The sequence below is a fragment of the Paraglaciecola sp. IT1134 genome (assembly GCF_058068185.1).
Genome location: NZ_CM176486.1, coordinates 3,559,419 through 3,576,882, shown reverse-complemented (window position 1 = coordinate 3,576,882; position 17,464 = coordinate 3,559,419). Strand labels below are relative to the sequence as shown.

Genomic DNA, 17,464 nt, shown 5'->3' with positions numbered 1-17,464 from the left:
TCCTACAGGCTTTTTTACCACTTAACACGGCGAATGCTGGTTTTAAAACCATCAAAAATTTGTTCGGTCAGCAGGCAACTCTTTTTGTCCGCGTAGTTAATGGTTATTTGCGCAGGTTGATAAAAGTCTCTAATGGCCTGTTTTTTGCTCATAGGTTTTTGTACTGCACATATACCGAAATCTACACCTGAGATTTTACCACTGGTCGCTTCAATGGCGGGTATCACACACTCGTTGAGTAACTCCGACGATAAAGGATGGCAAAATACCAGGGAATGAAAACTGGTTTTGCGTGATAAGAGAACGCCGATTTGTTGACAAGTGCTGGCTAGCTGTAGAGTATTCTGTTCACCTTCAGTTAGGGGGCAAACGAGCGTTAGATCGGTGTGCCTAAAGGCATTGTAGGCATCGTCAGTAGCCACCAAGTTGTTAAATCTGGATATCTGGTGAAGTAATTCACTCAGGCCTTGTTCATCTGAAAAAGTGCGTCCTTGATTTAGGGCGTTAACCCGTCTTTGATCTTGGTCGATACCTATAACTTTATGTCCCAGAGCCGCCATACAAATAGCAGAAACTGTACCCTGGTGACCTAGGCCCAGCACGCTAATACGTTTACTGGCCCGACTGATAGGGAGTTGGTGACGCTCATGTTCTGCGTAACCAAAGGCTACAACACGGTTAAACCCCGATGGTTTTGGTGTGGTAATTGGCGTGGGGGGCACCATCTCTTGGTTTTTGTAGTGGTTGTCAAAAGCGGGAGCTTCATAACTTTGTTGTTCAAACATCTCTACCTGTCCTTCTATTTTTTTAGTGCTAGCCCGTCACTTAGGGGAGGGCAGGCCTACTGTTGAAAATAGTTTTGCATGTACCGTTCCATGTTTTAAATTGCCATATAAAACATATGGTTAGATTGTTTTTAGGCTGGTGTTAAGCGTGTAAATGTTGCAAAATAAAGACAATCTTACCCGGTTACTGACTAGTAGGTCCGCAGAAGCTTAGGGACGAGGGGGAAAGCTTTAATGTTTTTTTGATAAACTTACCCGAATCAGTATTTACTGTTAATTTGTGGTAAATCAACTAACACCAACAGCGCTCCTTGACCACCCCATTCTAGCGGGGCTTGGTGAAATCCTTTGACGGCAGGGTGTTGTATTAACCAATTAGGCACAATTTTTTTTAATACTAAGCTGCCGATGCCATGTACGATACATACACAATGGCAATGTTGTTTTTGCGCAGCGTGTAGCAAAGCGGCGACTTCAAGTTTTGCGTCTTCTTTAGTGATGCCATGCAGATCCAAAATAAGATCCGGCGGGTATTCGCCCCGGCGCAGACGTTTGACTTCGTAACTGTCGCTGCCAGGCTGCACATATTTCATTGGTTGAGAGGGATCAAAATAACCTTCAAAACCATCTGAGAAGTGAAATGAGGCCATCGCCTGTTTTAATTGTGCCTGATCTGCCGATTTTTTCAGGCTGTATAGGGATTTTTGCTTGCTGGAAAAGACCTGGGGCGTTATTTTGTCCTGCTTAATAGGTGCCACATCGGCAAATTCACTTCGAAAGAGCGCGCGGTCGTCTGGATTGGGTGGGGACGTTTTTTTCATAACACTATGGGCGGGCAAGTCATTGAGGCTAGTCTAGCAAAATGCTTGCATCTAATACACGTGCAGCGCAACAAATGGTTTAGCAAATTTTAGGTATCAGATGACAGATAATTTCGACATTGAGCAAATTGAGCAAACAGTATCCGATTTACATTCTATTTTGGATATCGTCCGGTGGTCGGTTAGCCGTTTCAACGAATCAGGTTTGTATTACGGTCACGGAACCGACAACGCTTGGGACGAAGCGGTTAGCTTGACCTTGCATTTATTGCATCTGCCGCAAGATATGATTCAGCAAACCAGTGAGCAGCTATTTCAAGCGCGTTTGACCCGGGATGAGAAACTCATCATCGTCAATATGGTGCTCAGGCGTGCCCAGGAGCGTATTCCAGCAGCCTATTTAACCAATCAGGCCTGGTTCTGTGGATTACCTTTTTATGTGGATGAACGGGTATTAGTGCCACGTTCGCCTTATGCTGAATTAATTGAACGTAAATTTGATACTTGGCTAACTGAGCTACCAAACAACATTTTAGATCTGTGTACTGGGGGGGGCTGTATCGCCATCGCGCTGGCGTATGCGTTTGACAACGCGATGGTGGACGCTGTTGATATTAGCCTCGACGCCCTGGAAGTGGCCGAAATTAACATCACTGAACATGGGCTGGGCGACCGGGTATTCCCCATTCAGTCTGATCTTATGGCGGCGTTAAAGGGGCAAAAATACGATTTAATTGTCAGTAATCCTCCTTATGTGGATGCCCAAGATATGGCTGATTTACCCGATGAATTTCGCCATGAACCTGAACTAGGCCTGGCTGCAGGGGAAAATGGCCTGGATTTAGTGCATAAAATGTTACGCCAGGCACCAGAACATCTGTCTGAAAATGGCTGGCTGTTTGTGGAAGTAGGAAATAGCCAAATTCACATGGAAACCGAGTACCCTGACCTACCCATCGAGTGGGTAGAGTTTAGTCGGGGTGGGCACGGGGTGTTTGCGATTAACAAAGTTGCGCTTGACGAATATTTTTCGACAGTTTCACCCAATTAAATAAATTAGAGGAAATTCCACTTATGGCTGGTAACACATTTGGCAAACTCTTTACCTTAAGTACCTTCGGTGAAAGTCATGGTATTGCCATTGGCGGGGTGATCGATGGCTGTCCTCCCGGACTCGAGTTAAACGAATCCGACTTGCAAGGTGATCTGGATAGACGAAAGCCAGGCACCTCGCGTTATACTACGGCGCGCCGGGAAGAAGACGAAGTGCAGATTCTATCCGGTGTATTTGAAGGCAAAACCACAGGCACCAGCATTGGATTATTGATAAAAAATACCGATCAACGCAGTAATGATTATTCGAAAATCAAAGATACCTTTCGTCCAGGTCATGCTGATTATACCTACCAGCAAAAATACGGGTTTCGTGACTATCGAGGCGGTGGCCGCTCATCGGCCCGGGAAACTGCTATTCGAGTAGCCGCAGGAGGTGTGGCAAAAAAATATCTGAAATCCCATCTGGGTATCGAGATCCACGGCTATTTATCCCAGTTAGGACCGATTAAAATCGATACAGTGGATCATGCAGTGACCAATACTAACGCGTTTTTTTGTCCCGACGAAACCAAGCTTGAGGCATTGGATGCCTACATGCGTGAACTGAAAAAACAAGGTGACTCCATCGGTGCCAAAGTTTCGGTTGTCGCAACCAATATGCCGGTAGGTTTAGGGGAGCCAATTTTCGATCGCCTGGATGCTGAGCTGGCTCATGCGATGATGGGCATCAATGCGGTTAAAGGCGTTGAAATCGGAGACGGTTTTGCGACAGTTGAACAAAAAGGCAGTGAACATCGCGATCTAATGTCAGCTGATGGTTTTCACTCCAATCGTTCAGGCGGCGTATTAGGGGGCATATCCAGCGGCCAAGATTTAGTGGTGCATATGGCCCTTAAACCTACCTCAAGTATCAGCGTGCCCGGTGAGAGTATCGATATTCATGGTCAAGCTGCCGAGGTTGTAACTAAAGGTCGCCACGACCCTTGTGTGGGCATTAGAGCTGTGCCCATTGCAGAAGCCATGATGGCATTGGTTTTGATGGATCACTATTTACGTCATCGTGGTCAAAACGCCGACGTCACTTCGATTACGCCTATTATTCCCGCTCAGACCAAACAGTAAGCTGAGCGTGCTCTTCACTCAGACGGCATTTTCCAGAACCAATCTGGTAATGCTGTCAGTTACCTATCTTTTGTATTTTGGTCAACTTGGAGTGCTGGTTCCTTACCTTGGGGTATTTTTGGATGGTAGGGGATTTAGTTCCACAGAAATCGGTGAGCTGTTTGCCCTGATCACTGTAATGCGCATTCTGGGGCCTAACCTCTGGGCTTCCATGACTGACAAGTCAGGCAAGAGTTTACGCGTATTGCAAATCGGCAGTTTGTTAACTTTCAGCTCGTTTTGTTTAGTCTTTTGGGTAAACAGTTTCTGGGGGTTGACGTTGGCGTTTTCCCTGATGATGCTATTTTTTACCGCCATATCACCCCAGATAGAAGTGATTACTCTGGGGTGTGTTTTAGGTCACCCCGACCGCTACAGCTATATTCGGTTATGGGGCAGTATAGGTTTTATCCTATTAACCATAATCGCCGGGAAATTAATAGATGTGTTTTCCAGTGAGGCACCAATATATATCAGTGCGGTAGTGTTGCTGGGGTTATTTATTATTACCCTAGGCTTAAAAGAAGCTCCTCAGGCTCCAAGTGACGAAAGCAACACAGAATCTATTTGGCGTAAAGTAAGCCAGCCCGTATTTATCGGTTTTATTTTAGCGTCATTATTGATCCAGGTTAGTTTTGGTCCCTATTACGGTTTTTTCGCCTTATACGCCCGGGACTTGGGTTATACGGGGCAAGAAACGGGTGGGCTGATTGCCCTGGGCGTGGCGGCTGAAGTGATCATATTTATTCTGGCCGGCCGTTTAATTAACACGCTAGGGGTTAAGTGGATACTATTCACCTGTATGCTATTAACCGCGTTACGGTGGTACCTGTTAGCGGTACTGGCAGATTATTGGCCAAGCTTAGTCCTTAGCCAAACCTTGCATGCTTTTAGTTTCGGCCTGATGCATGCTGCTTCAATTCACTTTATCCAAAAATATTTTACGACCAGATTTCGCAGTCAAGGCCAAGCGTTGTATGTCAGTATTGCGTTTGGTGTGGGTGGAGCTATGGGAAATTATGGTGCTGGCGTAGTGTGGCAGCAAGGGCAGGGCGCCGAACTGGCTTTTAGCCTAGCAACACTCGCGGCATTAGTGGGGGCAATTATGATAATTTTTATCCCTAAAGAAAAAATGTAGTACTTAGCAAGCTGACACAGGTATCGACCCAAAAACGGATGCACAGACAAGGGGTATGCCTAACGTTCATTTTTTAATCTGCCGGACTGGGTTTGGTTGCTTCTAAAAGAGTAAGATAGATCTCAGGGGAATAAGGAGTAGATAACCATAAGGTGTTGATAAGTCAGTCTTGTTAGACCAGTGAACATAATAAAAATAGTTGACGTAAACCTCAGGGATGCTATCCTAAACGAGCTTGAAAGTACGTTTAATATTTATGCACATTGTTTCGATGTTCCATTGTAGTACCTCGTCTTGTAGATCATAAGTAATAGCAACACGCTTCAGCAAACCCCGCCTTGAAAAAGGTTTTTTATTACTATTGAAAAATATATAGGAAAGACTATGTCTACTACTACTGGTACAGTTAAATGGTTCAATGAATCTAAAGGTTTTGGTTTCATTCAGCAAGAAAATGGTCCTGACGTATTTGCTCACTTCCGTGCAATTACAGGTACTGGTTTCAAAACATTGGCTGAAGGTCAAAAAGTTGAGTTCACTGTAACTCAAGGCCAAAAAGGCCCACAAGCAGAGAATATCGTAGTACTTTAATTCGAGCTTGCTTGGTTAATTACGAATTCCAAAAAAAGGCAAACCATAGGTTTGCCTTTTTTTATGGGGTTTTGAACACTCAATACCTGTGGTACTAATCTATAGTCAGTTCTCCCCGTAAGTCACTGACCAGTAATTTTTTCATCTCTTGTATACTCAGATCTTTACTCAATAAATAATGTAACTTGGCTAGCGCTGCTTCAGGTGTCATATCTCCCCCTGACAACACCCCTATATCTTGTAAAGCATTGCCATTGGCGTAACCAGACATATTTACCTTACCGCGCAAACATTGGGTGCAGTTGAGTATCAACACACCGTTGTCATTAGCACGTTGTAATTCCCCTAACAATGCGGGATTTTGTGGTGCATTGCCCACGCCGTAGCTCAATAATATCAGTGCCTTAACTGGCTGCATTAGAATATTATGTATAACCTGGGCGCTAATGCCGGGGTATAAACTTACCACGCCAACGGGCTGGGGCGTGACATCACTGACCGACAACGGATGTTGGCTAATGGGCGTGACCGTACCCGCTTTGACTTCGATATTGATGCCAGCTTCCAGTAAAACCGGGAAATTAGGCGAGCCAAATGCGTCAAAACCATCGGCATCTACTTTCCTACTACGGTTGCCTCTGAGTAACTTATTGTTGAAAAATAAGGTAACTTCAGGGATGGGAAAATTGGCGGCTAAATATAAAGCATTCAACAAATTTTCCTGTCCATCAGAGCGAAGCTGGGCAAGAGGTATTTGTGAGCCGGTGACAATCACAGGTTTGCCTAAATTCTCTAACATAAAAGACAAGACTGATGCGGTATACGCCATGGTATCGGTACCATGGAGTATGATGAAACCATCATAATCTTGATATTGGCGTTGGATGTCGTTGGCAATGTACTGCCAGTCTTTGGGGCTCATATCAGCTGAGTCTATCAAGCTGTCATATTCGTGTATGGTGAAATTTGGCATTTCCTGGCGATGAAACTCAGGCATTTTGGCAATCGTTTCTGATAAGAAACCCGCTACGGGTATATAACCTTTGGCCGAGGGGCGCATACCGATAGTTCCGCCCGTATAGGCGACGTAAATTTGTTTTTTCACTGCTTGAATACTCGGTCGCAAATTTTATTGATTGTAACGTTAGTCATGTATAGATAACTACTCGAGCCGGGTTTTAATGGTAATTTATTTGGAAATTCAGAGATTTGGTTTAGGATACCAGGCCTACTCCTCGTCACCAGAGTCAGGTAAGGGTAGTTTTTGACCCAGCCCTGGTCGTGACGTTTAACTATGATTTGTAGAGAAATATGCTAAAAAAAACCTGGATTGCCTTATCTCTAAGTTTGACGTTTGGCCTAGCGGCCTGTCAGTCAGTCATTGCACCCCCAACGACTCAAATAACCCAAAGTGCCAGGCAAGGCGAGTCAGCCAAGCTGAATCTGCTGTTCGAGAATTATTTTTCGGAAAAATTGGTATTCGATCCTGTGTACGCTAGCTTCGTTGGGGAATATCAATTTAATGATAGGTTTACCCCACCCATCACCGCCACTAATCGTGCCAACGAGCTGGCTTTTGAACAAAGGTATTTGGCGGCAATTGAAGGCATTGATGTCGCTAAATTAAGCGGACAAGACTTGCTCAGTTATCAAATATTTCGCCATGATCGACAATTCGCCATAAAGGGAGAACAGTTTGCAGACTATTTGATGCCTCTGAGTCAAATGGGCGGGGCACACACGACATTCGCGGCTCTCGGTTCTGGAGAAAGTGCCCAACCTTTTAATACCTTTGATGATTACATCAATTTTATGGCCAGGGCCAGAGGGTTTGCCATATATATGGACAGTGCAATCCTTGCCATGCGTGAAGGGATCAGCAAAGGTATAGTGCTTCCTAAACCTTTGATCAGTAAAATCATCCCCCAGCTAAATACACATTTAGTTGAAGATGTGAGCGAAAGCGTGTTTTACGCCCCGCTGACTGAGTTGCAGCACAATACACTAATTTCCGCCCCCCAAAAACAACAGCTCAAACAAGATTATCAAGAGATGATCGCTGAGATCATTATTCCTGCTTACAGTCGCCTACATGATTTTATGCTGTTTGAATACCTTCCTGCCGGGCGCGACACCGTCGGGCTATCCGCCTTGCCAAATGGTAAGGCTTGGTACGAATACGAAATTGCAGCCAATACCACGTTGGAGCTCAGTGCGCAGGAGATACATGAATTTGGCCAACAGGAAGTTGCGCGCATTTTGAGCGAGATGACCGACGTTAAACAACGTGTGGGATTTAATGGTGATTTGGCTACATTTTTTGAATTTTTGCGCAGTGATGCGCAATTTTTCTTTACCTCACAAGAAGCATTGATCACCGGGTATACCCAAGTAAAAGCAAAAATAAACCTGCGGTTACCTGCATTGTTTGAGCTATTTCCTAAGGCTGATTACGAGGTTCGCCCGGTGGAAGCCTTTCGTGAAGCCTCTTCTGCCGGTGCCAGTTATCAAGCTCCGGCCCCCGATGGTTCACGCCCGGGTATATTTTATATCAATAGTTACAACCTTAAGGCCCAACCTAAATACCTGATGGAAACTCTGAGCATTCACGAAGCGGCCCCAGGTCATCATTTTCAAATTGCAATTCAACAAGAAGTCACAGGTTTGCCCAAATTTCGTAAATTTGGTGGTTACACAGTATTTGCTGAGGGTTGGGCTTTGTATGCAGAAAGTTTAGGCAAAGAGCTGGGATTATTTACTGACCCCTATATGTGGTATGGGCGCTTATCTGATGAACAGCTAAGGGCCATGCGTTTGGTCGTGGATACCGGGCTACATGCTTTTGGCTGGTCCAGGCAACAGGCAATTGATTTTATGCAGCACAATTCATCTTTGGCGCTGACGGATATTGAAGCTGAAGTGGAGCGTTATATCGCCATGCCTGGCCAAGCGGTAAGTTATAAAGTGGGACAGCGGCATATCCGTATGTTGCGTGATAAGGCGGCCCGCATTCTAGGGGACAAATTTGATGTGCGTAAATTTCACACTCAAATACTAATAGACGGAGCCTTACCTATTCCAATCCTATCGGTAAAAATTGATAAATGGATAACCTCAGTTCAAAACTGACTAGCAAATACAAAGTTGCCGGTTGGAAGATAAATAACTTATGAGATTGTCATACTCGAGGACAGGCTCCCTATTTTGTGTTGGCAAATTCTAGCGGATAAATCTCTCGCGCCGCTTGATGTTCATAGTTATACAAAAGCTGACTGAATAGCGGCTCGCCGATTAAGCCGTCCAAGGAATCCATAAGTTGGGCTGCGCTGGTGTCTCCCTGGCGACAACACAGTTGATATTGGGCGATAAGTGACTGTAGGCTAATATGATGCTTGGTGGTTAACTTGCGATCGGCTAATACAAAAAACCAGGCTCCGCCCCAGTACGCTCCAGGGTAATTATTCTGATCCATCAAACGCCTGGCGATATCCGCTGGCGGTAAATCGCTGGAAAACCATTTGAGGTGAGGTGTCAATTTATTTTGGTAACTCTGACCCAAAGTGCTGGGCAAAATACCTGCTTTGGCCATAATCTGGTATTGCATGAAACTGGCAAAACCTTCAGATAACCAGGCGTATTGATCTCCCAGAAAGGGCAAGGCCAGGTGGCTTATTTCGTGATATAAGGTCCAGTCATTAATAAATTTATCCAGGGGGAAACGTTGATCTATATAGAGATGAATACTTTCTGTTGGCCCGCGGCGGGTATGTGCCCAGGGCACGGGTTGGTTGGATTTTTTAGGATAAACAAAAAACTCCAAGGTCTGTGGGTAGTAACCGTTCACCGGGGAGCTATTGACTTAAGGCCGTTAGTTCAGGCAGTGCCGGATATTCCGAGCGAGTGATCACGGCGTGGACGATTTGCCTTAGCCAGTCCAGAGGATTGGCCCCCAGCTTGCGGCAGCTTTCTACAATGGTGAGAATGCGTTGCCGAAATTGCTCGCCCCGGTGTGAGTACACGCCATAACTGCCTTTGCGCCACAGTACATAGCTGCGCAAGGAGCGCTCTGCCTCGTTGTTGGTCAGAGGAATATCCTTATCCGTCAGAAATGTCCAACAGCTTTCATCGTGTTTGAGCAATAATCCGCAGCGGTTTCGATACCGCGGGGTAACACAAGCTTCGGTGGCATGTTCCAGGGTGGCTTGCCAACGTTTGCGTAGTTTACCCATACGCTTTTGATACAAATAAGGCGATAGCTCCCCTCGCTCAAATCGGTGGCGGGTACGAAAGATAAGATGGATCAAGGTTTCTAATCGCTGCCCTATGGGTTTATTCGGCCCCCAACTATCTGCTATTGCCCCCACATTACGTAAAATATGGGCCCAGCAAAATTGCCGCTGAGATGGGGGGAGATAATGGTAGCCCGCATATTGATCGGTAACGATCACGGCTTCGGTGACGTCGCCTAATAATGCCCTGGCGGCATGTTGCGCCCGGGAGTAGTGGATCATAAAACAGGATAATTCATCGGTGCAGGCCAGCCACATCCAGCGGTTTTCATTCTCACGCTTGTGCCGGGTTTCGTCAGCGTGGATAACGGTAGAATCCTGGACTAGCTGTTTGATCTGCTGATGAACGGGCGTGAGCATCGCGCTGACCTTGCCGTGGGCTTCAGATATGGCACCTCGGCTAAAGTACACCCCGAAGTTCTGCTGCAACTGTTGCTGGATTTGGCTGATACTCTGATGGAACTGCCCGGCCTGTATGGCGATAAAGGCCAACATGTTGGCCCCCATCTGACCATTGTTGACGGTTTCGGGCAACGTCGCCTGGACAGCCTCCCCACAGCGGCAACAGCTACCTTGATAAAGCTGGTGCTCCGTCACGTTGTAGGCTTGTTGAGGGATATCAAACACCTGATGACGATAATAAGGCGTGGCATTGGATACCACTTTCCCCCCGCATGCACATTCGCCGGGAGGATAATAGGACAGTGTCACATCCACCTCATCTACTCGCGCGCGATTGCTGCCCTTATGCCCCGGCTGGGCGCCTCGCGGTTTGCCGCTAGTTTTACGCGGGCGATCTACAGCCGCTGGGCCATCGGAAGAAGGCGGGCGAGAAGAGTTGCGACTGGATTGTTTCAGCCTGTCTTCAATGTCATTGAGCCTATCCCATAACGACTGAATAAGCGCATTGGCTTGTTCAAGCGTGTCGGCTTTAGGGGCGGCTGGACGGGATTTTTTGCGTGTCATGTTGACACCATGCCACATGGGCGGGATCGCGCAATAGGATCATCGGGATCATGCAAAATAAATATTTTTACATGTCAATACCTGTCCGGTGAACGGTTACCTGTGGGTAGACCCCCAATGTATCCCGCGTCGCATTCACCCCATGGGTTATCCATTGCCTGATTAGCGTTTTTTGCGCGGTTGAAAAGTTAGAAAGGCCATGTAACTTAAAAGGATCATATTTGCCTTGATTGATTGCATCAATGGTGGCCCTGGTTTGTGCCTCACCTAAGCGTAAAGGTTGCACTAAGGCCAAGGTTGCTGGAAAGGCAGCCAATAACAAACAGATACCCCCTGTCAGGCGTAGGTACTTCATGTTCTGCGCAACACAAAATTAGCCATATAAATTATTTACTCACTTCGTCGTTGTGGTAGCTAGGTGCGCAGCGTTCGATTAAATAGGCTCACTGCCATCTGGTAACATTGCATGGCCAATTCTGGATCGTATCTGTCGCCCTCATCACGCATAAAGGCATGTTGGGCATTCAATTCGTGCCAGGTGAAGTTAAGGTGATGATCATCCATAGCTTGCTGGATCAGCGCTCTGCCAGTTTGGGGAACATGGGGATCTTGTTTACCAAACACCATAACCAGTTCAGCTTGAATATCACCGCAGCGTGTCAACGAATCATTGCCCGGGTTACAGGGCAGGGAATTTGAGTGGATATCAGTGGGATATAAACAAAATGCCGCTGCGATGCCAGCGTTAAGAGCTGCCCTAAAAGCCAAATGTCCGCCAATACATACCCCCATACTGCCAATCAATCCATTGCAATATGGTGCACAATGAAGAAATTCGAGCATAGCCTCGGTGTCGCTATCGTGTTGTTCCAAGTGTTTGGCGAGTTTATCCGCATTGCCCTTATCTTTGCCTTCATCATCATAGGCCAACACGGTACCCACAGGATTGAGTTCGTGAAATACCTCTGGCACCAGGACCACAAATCCGTGACCGGCCATTATCTTGGCACTGCGAGTAATAGGTGCGGTTTCTTGAAAAATTTCTGAATAAAAAATTATCGCCGGATAGTGACCAGCCGCAACAGGACGGTAAATCGAGGTAAACATGGGGCCGGTGGGGGTAACAAGGTTCTCTCTTTGAAATTGTATTAACATAGGGTGTCCATCATCAGTAATAACGTAAGGGTAATCCAAGCCTAAGTCTGTTTGAAGAAAAAGATAATAGGCGTTAATCGACTAACCCAGCTCTTGAGGCATCAGTGATAAAAATGCTGCGTCGACTTTCACCCAAATAACCTATCTTTCGCCTGCTGAGAAGGCTTCAGTGATTTGAATCACTGGATTTTTAAAATCGCTGCCGGTTTTTTTCTATAAGACTAAGCAGTTCGTCTCCAGGAACAGCTTTACTGTAATAATAACCTTGATAACTATCGCAACCGTTTTGCTCCAGATAATCATATTGTTTTTGGGAGACCACACCTTCTGCTATTACCCATAAATTCAAATTTTTAGCCAGAGATATAATAGTTTGCACTATGGCCTCATCATTCGCGTCTATCGTTATATCGTTGATAAAGTATTGGTCAATTTTGAGCACATCAATGGGGAGATTTTTAAGGTATTGCAGTGAAGAGTAGCCGGTGCCAAAATCGTCTATCGCTAGGCGAACGCCCATCTCTTTTAATTCGAATAATTTTCGTGTTGTATCCTTAAGGTCGTGAATAAGAACGGATTCAGTGAGTTCAAGTTCCAATTGTTGTGGTCGAACACTGTTAATTGCCATCACTCTGCGAATTTCTGAGACAAAGTTTTTTTGTTGAAACTGGCGCACACTCATATTGATCGACAGATAAGGGGAGGGGGGAGACGCTAGTTTATTCCAGGCACCAATTGTGCGACAAGCTTCTTCCAATACCCAGGCCCCTATAGGCACTATCAACCCGGTTTCTTCCGAAATTTTTATGAAATCATCAGGACAAACTAAGCCATTCTTGGGATTATTCCAACGTATCAGGGCTTCAACCCCACTAATAGACCGAGTTTTGAAATTAACCTGGGGTTGATAATATAACGTGAACTGGTCTTGTTTTAGCGCTTCATGTAGTCCGTGTTGCATGTTTAGACGTTTATCCGCTTCTTTTTGCAAACTGGGTGTGACGAATTTATAATTATTGCGACCGAATTTTTTCACTTTATACATAGCATTGTCAGCTAGTTGGATCAGTTCAGTAAGGTTATCCGTGTCATCTGGAAACATAGCGATGCCAATACTAACGGTTATTTCTAGCTTATTTTCATTGATGGTGATGGGGTCAGAAATATTGTGAATGATTTTATCCGCCACACTAGTCGCGTGCATAATGGCATGTTTTTTATCTTCACCTAGGTCTGACAGCAGGACAACGAATTCATCCCCGCCCATACGGGATATAGTGTCTTCTTCACGTATACAACCCGTTAAGCGCCTTGCTACCTCCTGTAGAAGTTCATCACCGACCAAATGCCCCAAAGAATCATTAATAATTTTAAAGTGATCTATGTCCAAAATAAACACTGCGCCGTGCTGGCGATTACGATTTGACTGCGCCAGGGCCTGTTTTAACCTGTCTTGCAATAATAACCTATTAGGCAACCCCGTTAGGGTGTCGTAATACGCCATAAAGTGCATATGATCTGCGTCTTTTTTACGTTGGGTGATATCGGACGATACGCTTATATAATGAGAAATAGCATCGCCGGTATTTTTTATCGCCGTTAAACTGATCCATTCTGGATAGATCTCACCGTTTTTACGTTTATTCCAGATCTCGCCTTGCCAACTTTGATGCTTATGAAGTGTATCCCACATATTTTCATAAAATGTTTGGTCCATTCTTTTTGATTGCAAAATATTTGGATTTTTTCCAAGTACTTCTAATTCAGAATAGCCGGTAACCTTAGTGAAGGCCTTATTCACCCTGATGATTTTTCCGTTAGCATCTGTGACAACTATCATTTCGGCACATTCATTTAAAACAGAGGCATCCAGGCTTAACTTTCTTTCCATCTCTTTCAGATGGGATATGTCACTAATAGCGATATGGATACGAAATCCATTATCTTTAATTTCAAGGGAGCAATTTAACTTAACCCAAGCTGGATTAACTTGTTCACTATATAATCTTATTTCACAGGTCTGTTGCGTTTTTTCTTCCGCCAACTTTTTATGACAAAAGTAAAATTCATCTTGATCTACTGGGAATATAAAATTATTGAAATATCGATTGATGATCTCATCTTTATCAAGCTTTAATTGTATGCAGAGGGTCTGATTTACTTCCAAAATCTTTTGTGTTTCGTCTATAGTTATATAGCCAATAGGTGCTATATCAAAATGCCTGAAATGAACAGATATTTCTTCTTTCAACATGTCTTGAAGTGAATTTAACTCGGTATTAGCTGTTAGCAACTCTTCGTTTTGAAGCTCCAGTTCTATTCTGTAGGTATCGAGTTCGTGTAACAGCCTGAAAAGATCGATGTTTTTATCAATAACGTCAGCATTGGTTGACATCTTCAATATATCTTCTGCACGTTCCCTAAGCTTTGAAAATTTATCTCCGGTGTTCATTTATGTAGGCCCCAATTAAATTATGATATTTCTGGTGTTAACACCAAAATAGTATAAGTAAACCTAGATTCGTTAATTATATCTGGCATAGTAATTGTCATTTCACAGTTAATGACTATATTATCTGGAGTGGTTATTGCTGATTTAAATACTGCATTTAATTTATTTTCTATAATTATTTTCATTTGATTAAAAAGATAGATTTCAGTGTCGATCGAAATAGGTATGTTTTCTAATAGAGATTTTTTGTTATTATCAGCAAACAGCAACAGACCTGAATGGTTGACATTAAGCGCTTGGATAAGTTTAGCTGTATTTTTTGCTACGAAAGCTTTGCTGTTTAGATGAGTCTTTAATTCATCTACGGTAGTCAGTTTATTTTCTTTAATATACTTAGCAAGTTTAGACGTATCGATTTCAAGTATAGCGAAAGGGCAATTATCAAACAAACTTTTGTAACGTTGTTCGCTGTCTTTCAAAGCGACTTCAGATTTTTTTACAGTTGTTATATCTTCAAAGGATATTACAACGCCTGCAATGATATTGTTTGCTGTACGATAGGGCAGTGCCCGTATTTTATAACAGTTATTTTCGTCGTCGTAAACTTCGAGTTCAGCTTTGTCTAATGTTTTCAAAACGTTATTAGCAATCTCTGGTAACTTGATATTGCGTAAGCAAGATGAAAGGTGCGAAATGGGGCGGTGGATATCCGTGGGCATGACATGGATTATTTCCGTCATTTTTGGCGTAAAACGCCTAATTTTCAACTCGGTATCCAGAAAAACTGTCGCCACCTGAGTGCTATCAAGAAGATTTTTTATATCGTCATTTGCAGTAGATAATTCATCAATATGACTTTGCAGCTGGGCATTAACGGTTACCGACTCTTCGTTAAGGGATTGCAATTCTTCTTTAGATGTCTCTAGTTCTTCATTAGTTGATTGTAGCTCTTCATTTGTCGATTGTAATTCTTCATTCGAGGATTTTAGTTCTTCATTTGATGTTTCCAGTTCTTCAATGGTAGATTGTAAGTTGTCGCGGGTACGCTCTAACTCTTTAACCAATATATTCACATCTTGAGGCGTCGCACTTGATGTTATTTCTAATTCTTTTTGGATAACATTGGTGTTTTCAGAAAAGTTGACCATTACCAAATTTTTCAAACCGCCAATCTCTTGTAGTAATTTGACGGTTAAATCTATAAATTTATTTTTATCATCTATTTCAATGGGTATTGACTTGTTGGTGATGTCATTTTTATGGAGTTGTACATTTCGGATAGCATTGGATAAAGCATCCCTAAGTTCTGGCGTACGTGCCATTTCTAATATGTGACTATTTAAGCGACCTTCAGCAGGTTCCAGGTACTGTCCTAGTCGACCATGAACATAGATAATGTTCATTTTATTATCCACTATGACACAAGGTGGGTTATGATTTTTTTTGAGAATAGTTTCAACAATTTGCAGTGCACTTAATTCAGTGATTTGTAATGATGTTGACGGTGTAGTAATTTTTTCCATTTTTATTGAACTCAGTGAGTCAGTAAAATGCAAACCAAAAACTGAATTTTTATTTAAAGGTTTACGTTTGAAAACCTTCCATTTTTTGCTGATTATTTCAAAATACTCGTTAGATTGCCCTGTGGTTTCAGCCGGCCCAATAAAAAGAATGCCGTTTTCTTTTAAACTATAATGGAAGACGGGAAAAATGTGTTTTTGCAATTCCTGGCTGAAATAAATCAATAGATTCCGACAACAAATCAGATCTAATTTTGAAAAAGGAGGATCTTTAGTGATATTTTGCAGAGCGAATACAACCATTTCTCTCAGAAATTTCTTAACGTGATAATATTCTCCTGATTTTGTGAAGTAACGTTGACAGTATTGCTCTCCTATATCACTCAAAATCGACAAGGGGTATATACCGCTTCGGGCCCTTTCAATAGCATGTTCGTCAATATCTGTGGCAAAAATTTGTATTTTCATATTTTTGCCAGCTGTGCTTAGGTATTCCTGCAATAATATGGCGATCGAGTAGGCTTCTTCACCACTGCTGCAACCCGGGATCCAAACGCGGATCGTATAATTATCGGCTTTATTATCTAGTAGTTCAGAAATGACGCTGGTCGAGAGTAAACTAAAAGCTTCTTTGTCTCTAAAAAAACAGGTTACACCAATCAAAAGATCCTGGAATAAAGTGTTTACTTCATTAATATCTTTTTCTACTAAAAGAAGGTAATCGTTAATATTAGAAATATGATGTACTTGCATTCTTCTTTCGATACGGCGAAAAATTGTCTTTTTCTTATAAAGCGAAAAATTATGACCCGTTTCATTTTGAATAATATTTAAAATATTAGAAAATGACTCTGTTGATATTTTCATATCTGAAATGTGTTGATGTTCTTGCATATTTTGTTTTTTAAAATGTTTTATTAATTGTTGTGGCATTTCGTTTGGTGGTATTACGCAATCAGCCATTTTGGTGGCGATGGCATTTTTTGGCATACCATCATATTTGGCTGATTGTGTAGATTGAACCATGACGTACCCCGACTCTGATTTTACGGCTTGTAACCCAATTGTGCCGTCTGAGCCAGTACCCGACAGAATGATACATGCGGCATTGTTACCGTGTTCCCGTGCCAAGCTTTTAAAGAAAAAATCTATTGGCAGTTTAATGTGTAAATCAGTAGCTTCTATTAAATTCAGGGTACGGTCTGAAATCTTTAAGTTTTTATGGGGGGGGATTACATAGATCTTATCTTCTTCAATGTACTGGCCATCATTAATTTTGATAACATCCATTTTGGTTTGTCTTTGCAGCAGTTCAGGTAATAGGCTTATGTGCGAGGGGTCTAAATGCATGACAACAATAAATGCCATTCCGCATTCACTTGGCATGTTTTTGAAAAACATTTCTAAAGCTTCCAGGCCACCTGCAGAAGCTCCTATACCAATAATGGGTAAATTATTATTCATATCGCATCAGGTTTGGTCCCTCTGTAAACTGGTTGGCACAGTGGAAATTTAAAAATGAGTTCACAC

The 17,464-nt window shown here is 43.3% G+C and carries 14 protein-coding genes; 5 read left to right on the top strand and 9 right to left on the bottom strand.

The window, feature by feature from the left end; translation table 11 throughout:
- Window positions 1-14 precede the first annotated feature (14 nt).
- Both AC3RV5_RS15585 and smrB read right to left on the bottom strand, forming a co-directional pair.
- Window positions 15-785 (bottom strand): GDP-mannose dehydrogenase, encoded by a 771-nt coding sequence (locus AC3RV5_RS15585; protein WP_489728525.1) that lies wholly within the window; start codon window positions 783-785, stop codon window positions 15-17.
- Between the two features lie 260 nt (window positions 786-1,045).
- Window positions 1,046-1,606 carry an endonuclease SmrB gene (smrB, locus tag AC3RV5_RS15580; protein ID WP_489728524.1) on the bottom strand — a complete coding sequence of 187 codons (561 nt, stop codon included), beginning with the start codon at window positions 1,604-1,606 and terminating at the stop codon, window positions 1,046-1,048.
- A 100-nt stretch (window positions 1,607-1,706) separates the two neighbouring features.
- Between smrB and prmB the strand changes: the two genes are divergently transcribed.
- From prmB to cspE, 4 genes are all read left to right on the top strand, one after another.
- Window positions 1,707-2,657, top strand: a complete 951-nt coding sequence (gene prmB / locus AC3RV5_RS15575; RefSeq protein ID WP_489728523.1) for a 50S ribosomal protein L3 N(5)-glutamine methyltransferase — start codon at window positions 1,707-1,709, stop codon at window positions 2,655-2,657.
- A gap of 23 nt (window positions 2,658-2,680) precedes the next feature.
- A complete protein-coding gene (gene aroC / locus AC3RV5_RS15570; protein WP_489728522.1) occupies window positions 2,681-3,784 on the top strand; it encodes a chorismate synthase in 1,104 nt (367 codons plus the stop codon).
- A 49-nt stretch (window positions 3,785-3,833) separates the two neighbouring features.
- Window positions 3,834-4,961: an MFS transporter gene (locus tag AC3RV5_RS15565; RefSeq protein ID WP_489732179.1), complete on the top strand. Its 1,128-nt coding sequence runs from the start codon at window positions 3,834-3,836 to the stop codon at window positions 4,959-4,961.
- A gap of 384 nt (window positions 4,962-5,345) precedes the next feature.
- Window positions 5,346-5,552: a transcription antiterminator/RNA stability regulator CspE gene (gene cspE / locus AC3RV5_RS15560; RefSeq protein ID WP_006994582.1), complete on the top strand. Its 207-nt coding sequence runs from the start codon at window positions 5,346-5,348 to the stop codon at window positions 5,550-5,552.
- Between the two features lie 94 nt (window positions 5,553-5,646).
- Here cspE and ansA read toward each other — a convergent pair whose 3' ends face one another.
- Window positions 5,647-6,657 (bottom strand): asparaginase, encoded by a 1,011-nt coding sequence (gene ansA, locus AC3RV5_RS15555; protein WP_489728521.1) that lies wholly within the window; start codon window positions 6,655-6,657, stop codon window positions 5,647-5,649.
- Window positions 6,658-6,863: 206 nt separating this feature from the next.
- On the opposite strand from ansA, the gene AC3RV5_RS15550 reads away from it, so the two are divergent.
- A complete protein-coding gene (locus AC3RV5_RS15550) occupies window positions 6,864-8,681 on the top strand; it encodes a DUF885 domain-containing protein (RefSeq protein ID WP_489728520.1) in 1,818 nt (605 codons plus the stop codon).
- Window positions 8,682-8,751: 70 nt separating this feature from the next.
- Here the strand turns inward: AC3RV5_RS15550 and AC3RV5_RS15545 are convergent, their stop codons facing one another.
- The 6 genes from AC3RV5_RS15545 to AC3RV5_RS15520 form a co-directional block, all read right to left on the bottom strand.
- Window positions 8,752-9,396 (bottom strand): hypothetical protein, encoded by a 645-nt coding sequence (locus tag AC3RV5_RS15545; RefSeq protein WP_489728519.1) that lies wholly within the window; start codon window positions 9,394-9,396, stop codon window positions 8,752-8,754.
- Window positions 9,397-9,403: 7 nt separating this feature from the next.
- Complete coding sequence (gene tnpC / locus AC3RV5_RS15540) at window positions 9,404-10,807, bottom strand: IS66 family transposase (RefSeq protein ID WP_489728518.1); 1,404 nt, start codon at window positions 10,805-10,807, stop codon at window positions 9,404-9,406.
- A 67-nt stretch (window positions 10,808-10,874) separates the two neighbouring features.
- Window positions 10,875-11,162: a hypothetical protein gene (locus AC3RV5_RS15535; RefSeq protein WP_489728517.1), complete on the bottom strand. Its 288-nt coding sequence runs from the start codon at window positions 11,160-11,162 to the stop codon at window positions 10,875-10,877.
- A 59-nt stretch (window positions 11,163-11,221) separates the two neighbouring features.
- Window positions 11,222-11,962, bottom strand: a complete 741-nt coding sequence (locus AC3RV5_RS15530) for a dienelactone hydrolase family protein (RefSeq protein ID WP_489728516.1) — start codon at window positions 11,960-11,962, stop codon at window positions 11,222-11,224.
- Between the two features lie 190 nt (window positions 11,963-12,152).
- The gene (locus tag AC3RV5_RS15525) at window positions 12,153-14,414 is read right to left on the bottom strand and encodes a sensor domain-containing protein (protein ID WP_489728515.1); all 2,262 of its coding nucleotides are present in this window, start codon (window positions 14,412-14,414) and stop codon (window positions 12,153-12,155) included.
- A 20-nt stretch (window positions 14,415-14,434) separates the two neighbouring features.
- Window positions 14,435-17,398 (bottom strand): CheR family methyltransferase, encoded by a 2,964-nt coding sequence (locus AC3RV5_RS15520; protein WP_489728514.1) that lies wholly within the window; start codon window positions 17,396-17,398, stop codon window positions 14,435-14,437.
- Window positions 17,399-17,464: the final 66 nt, after the last annotated feature.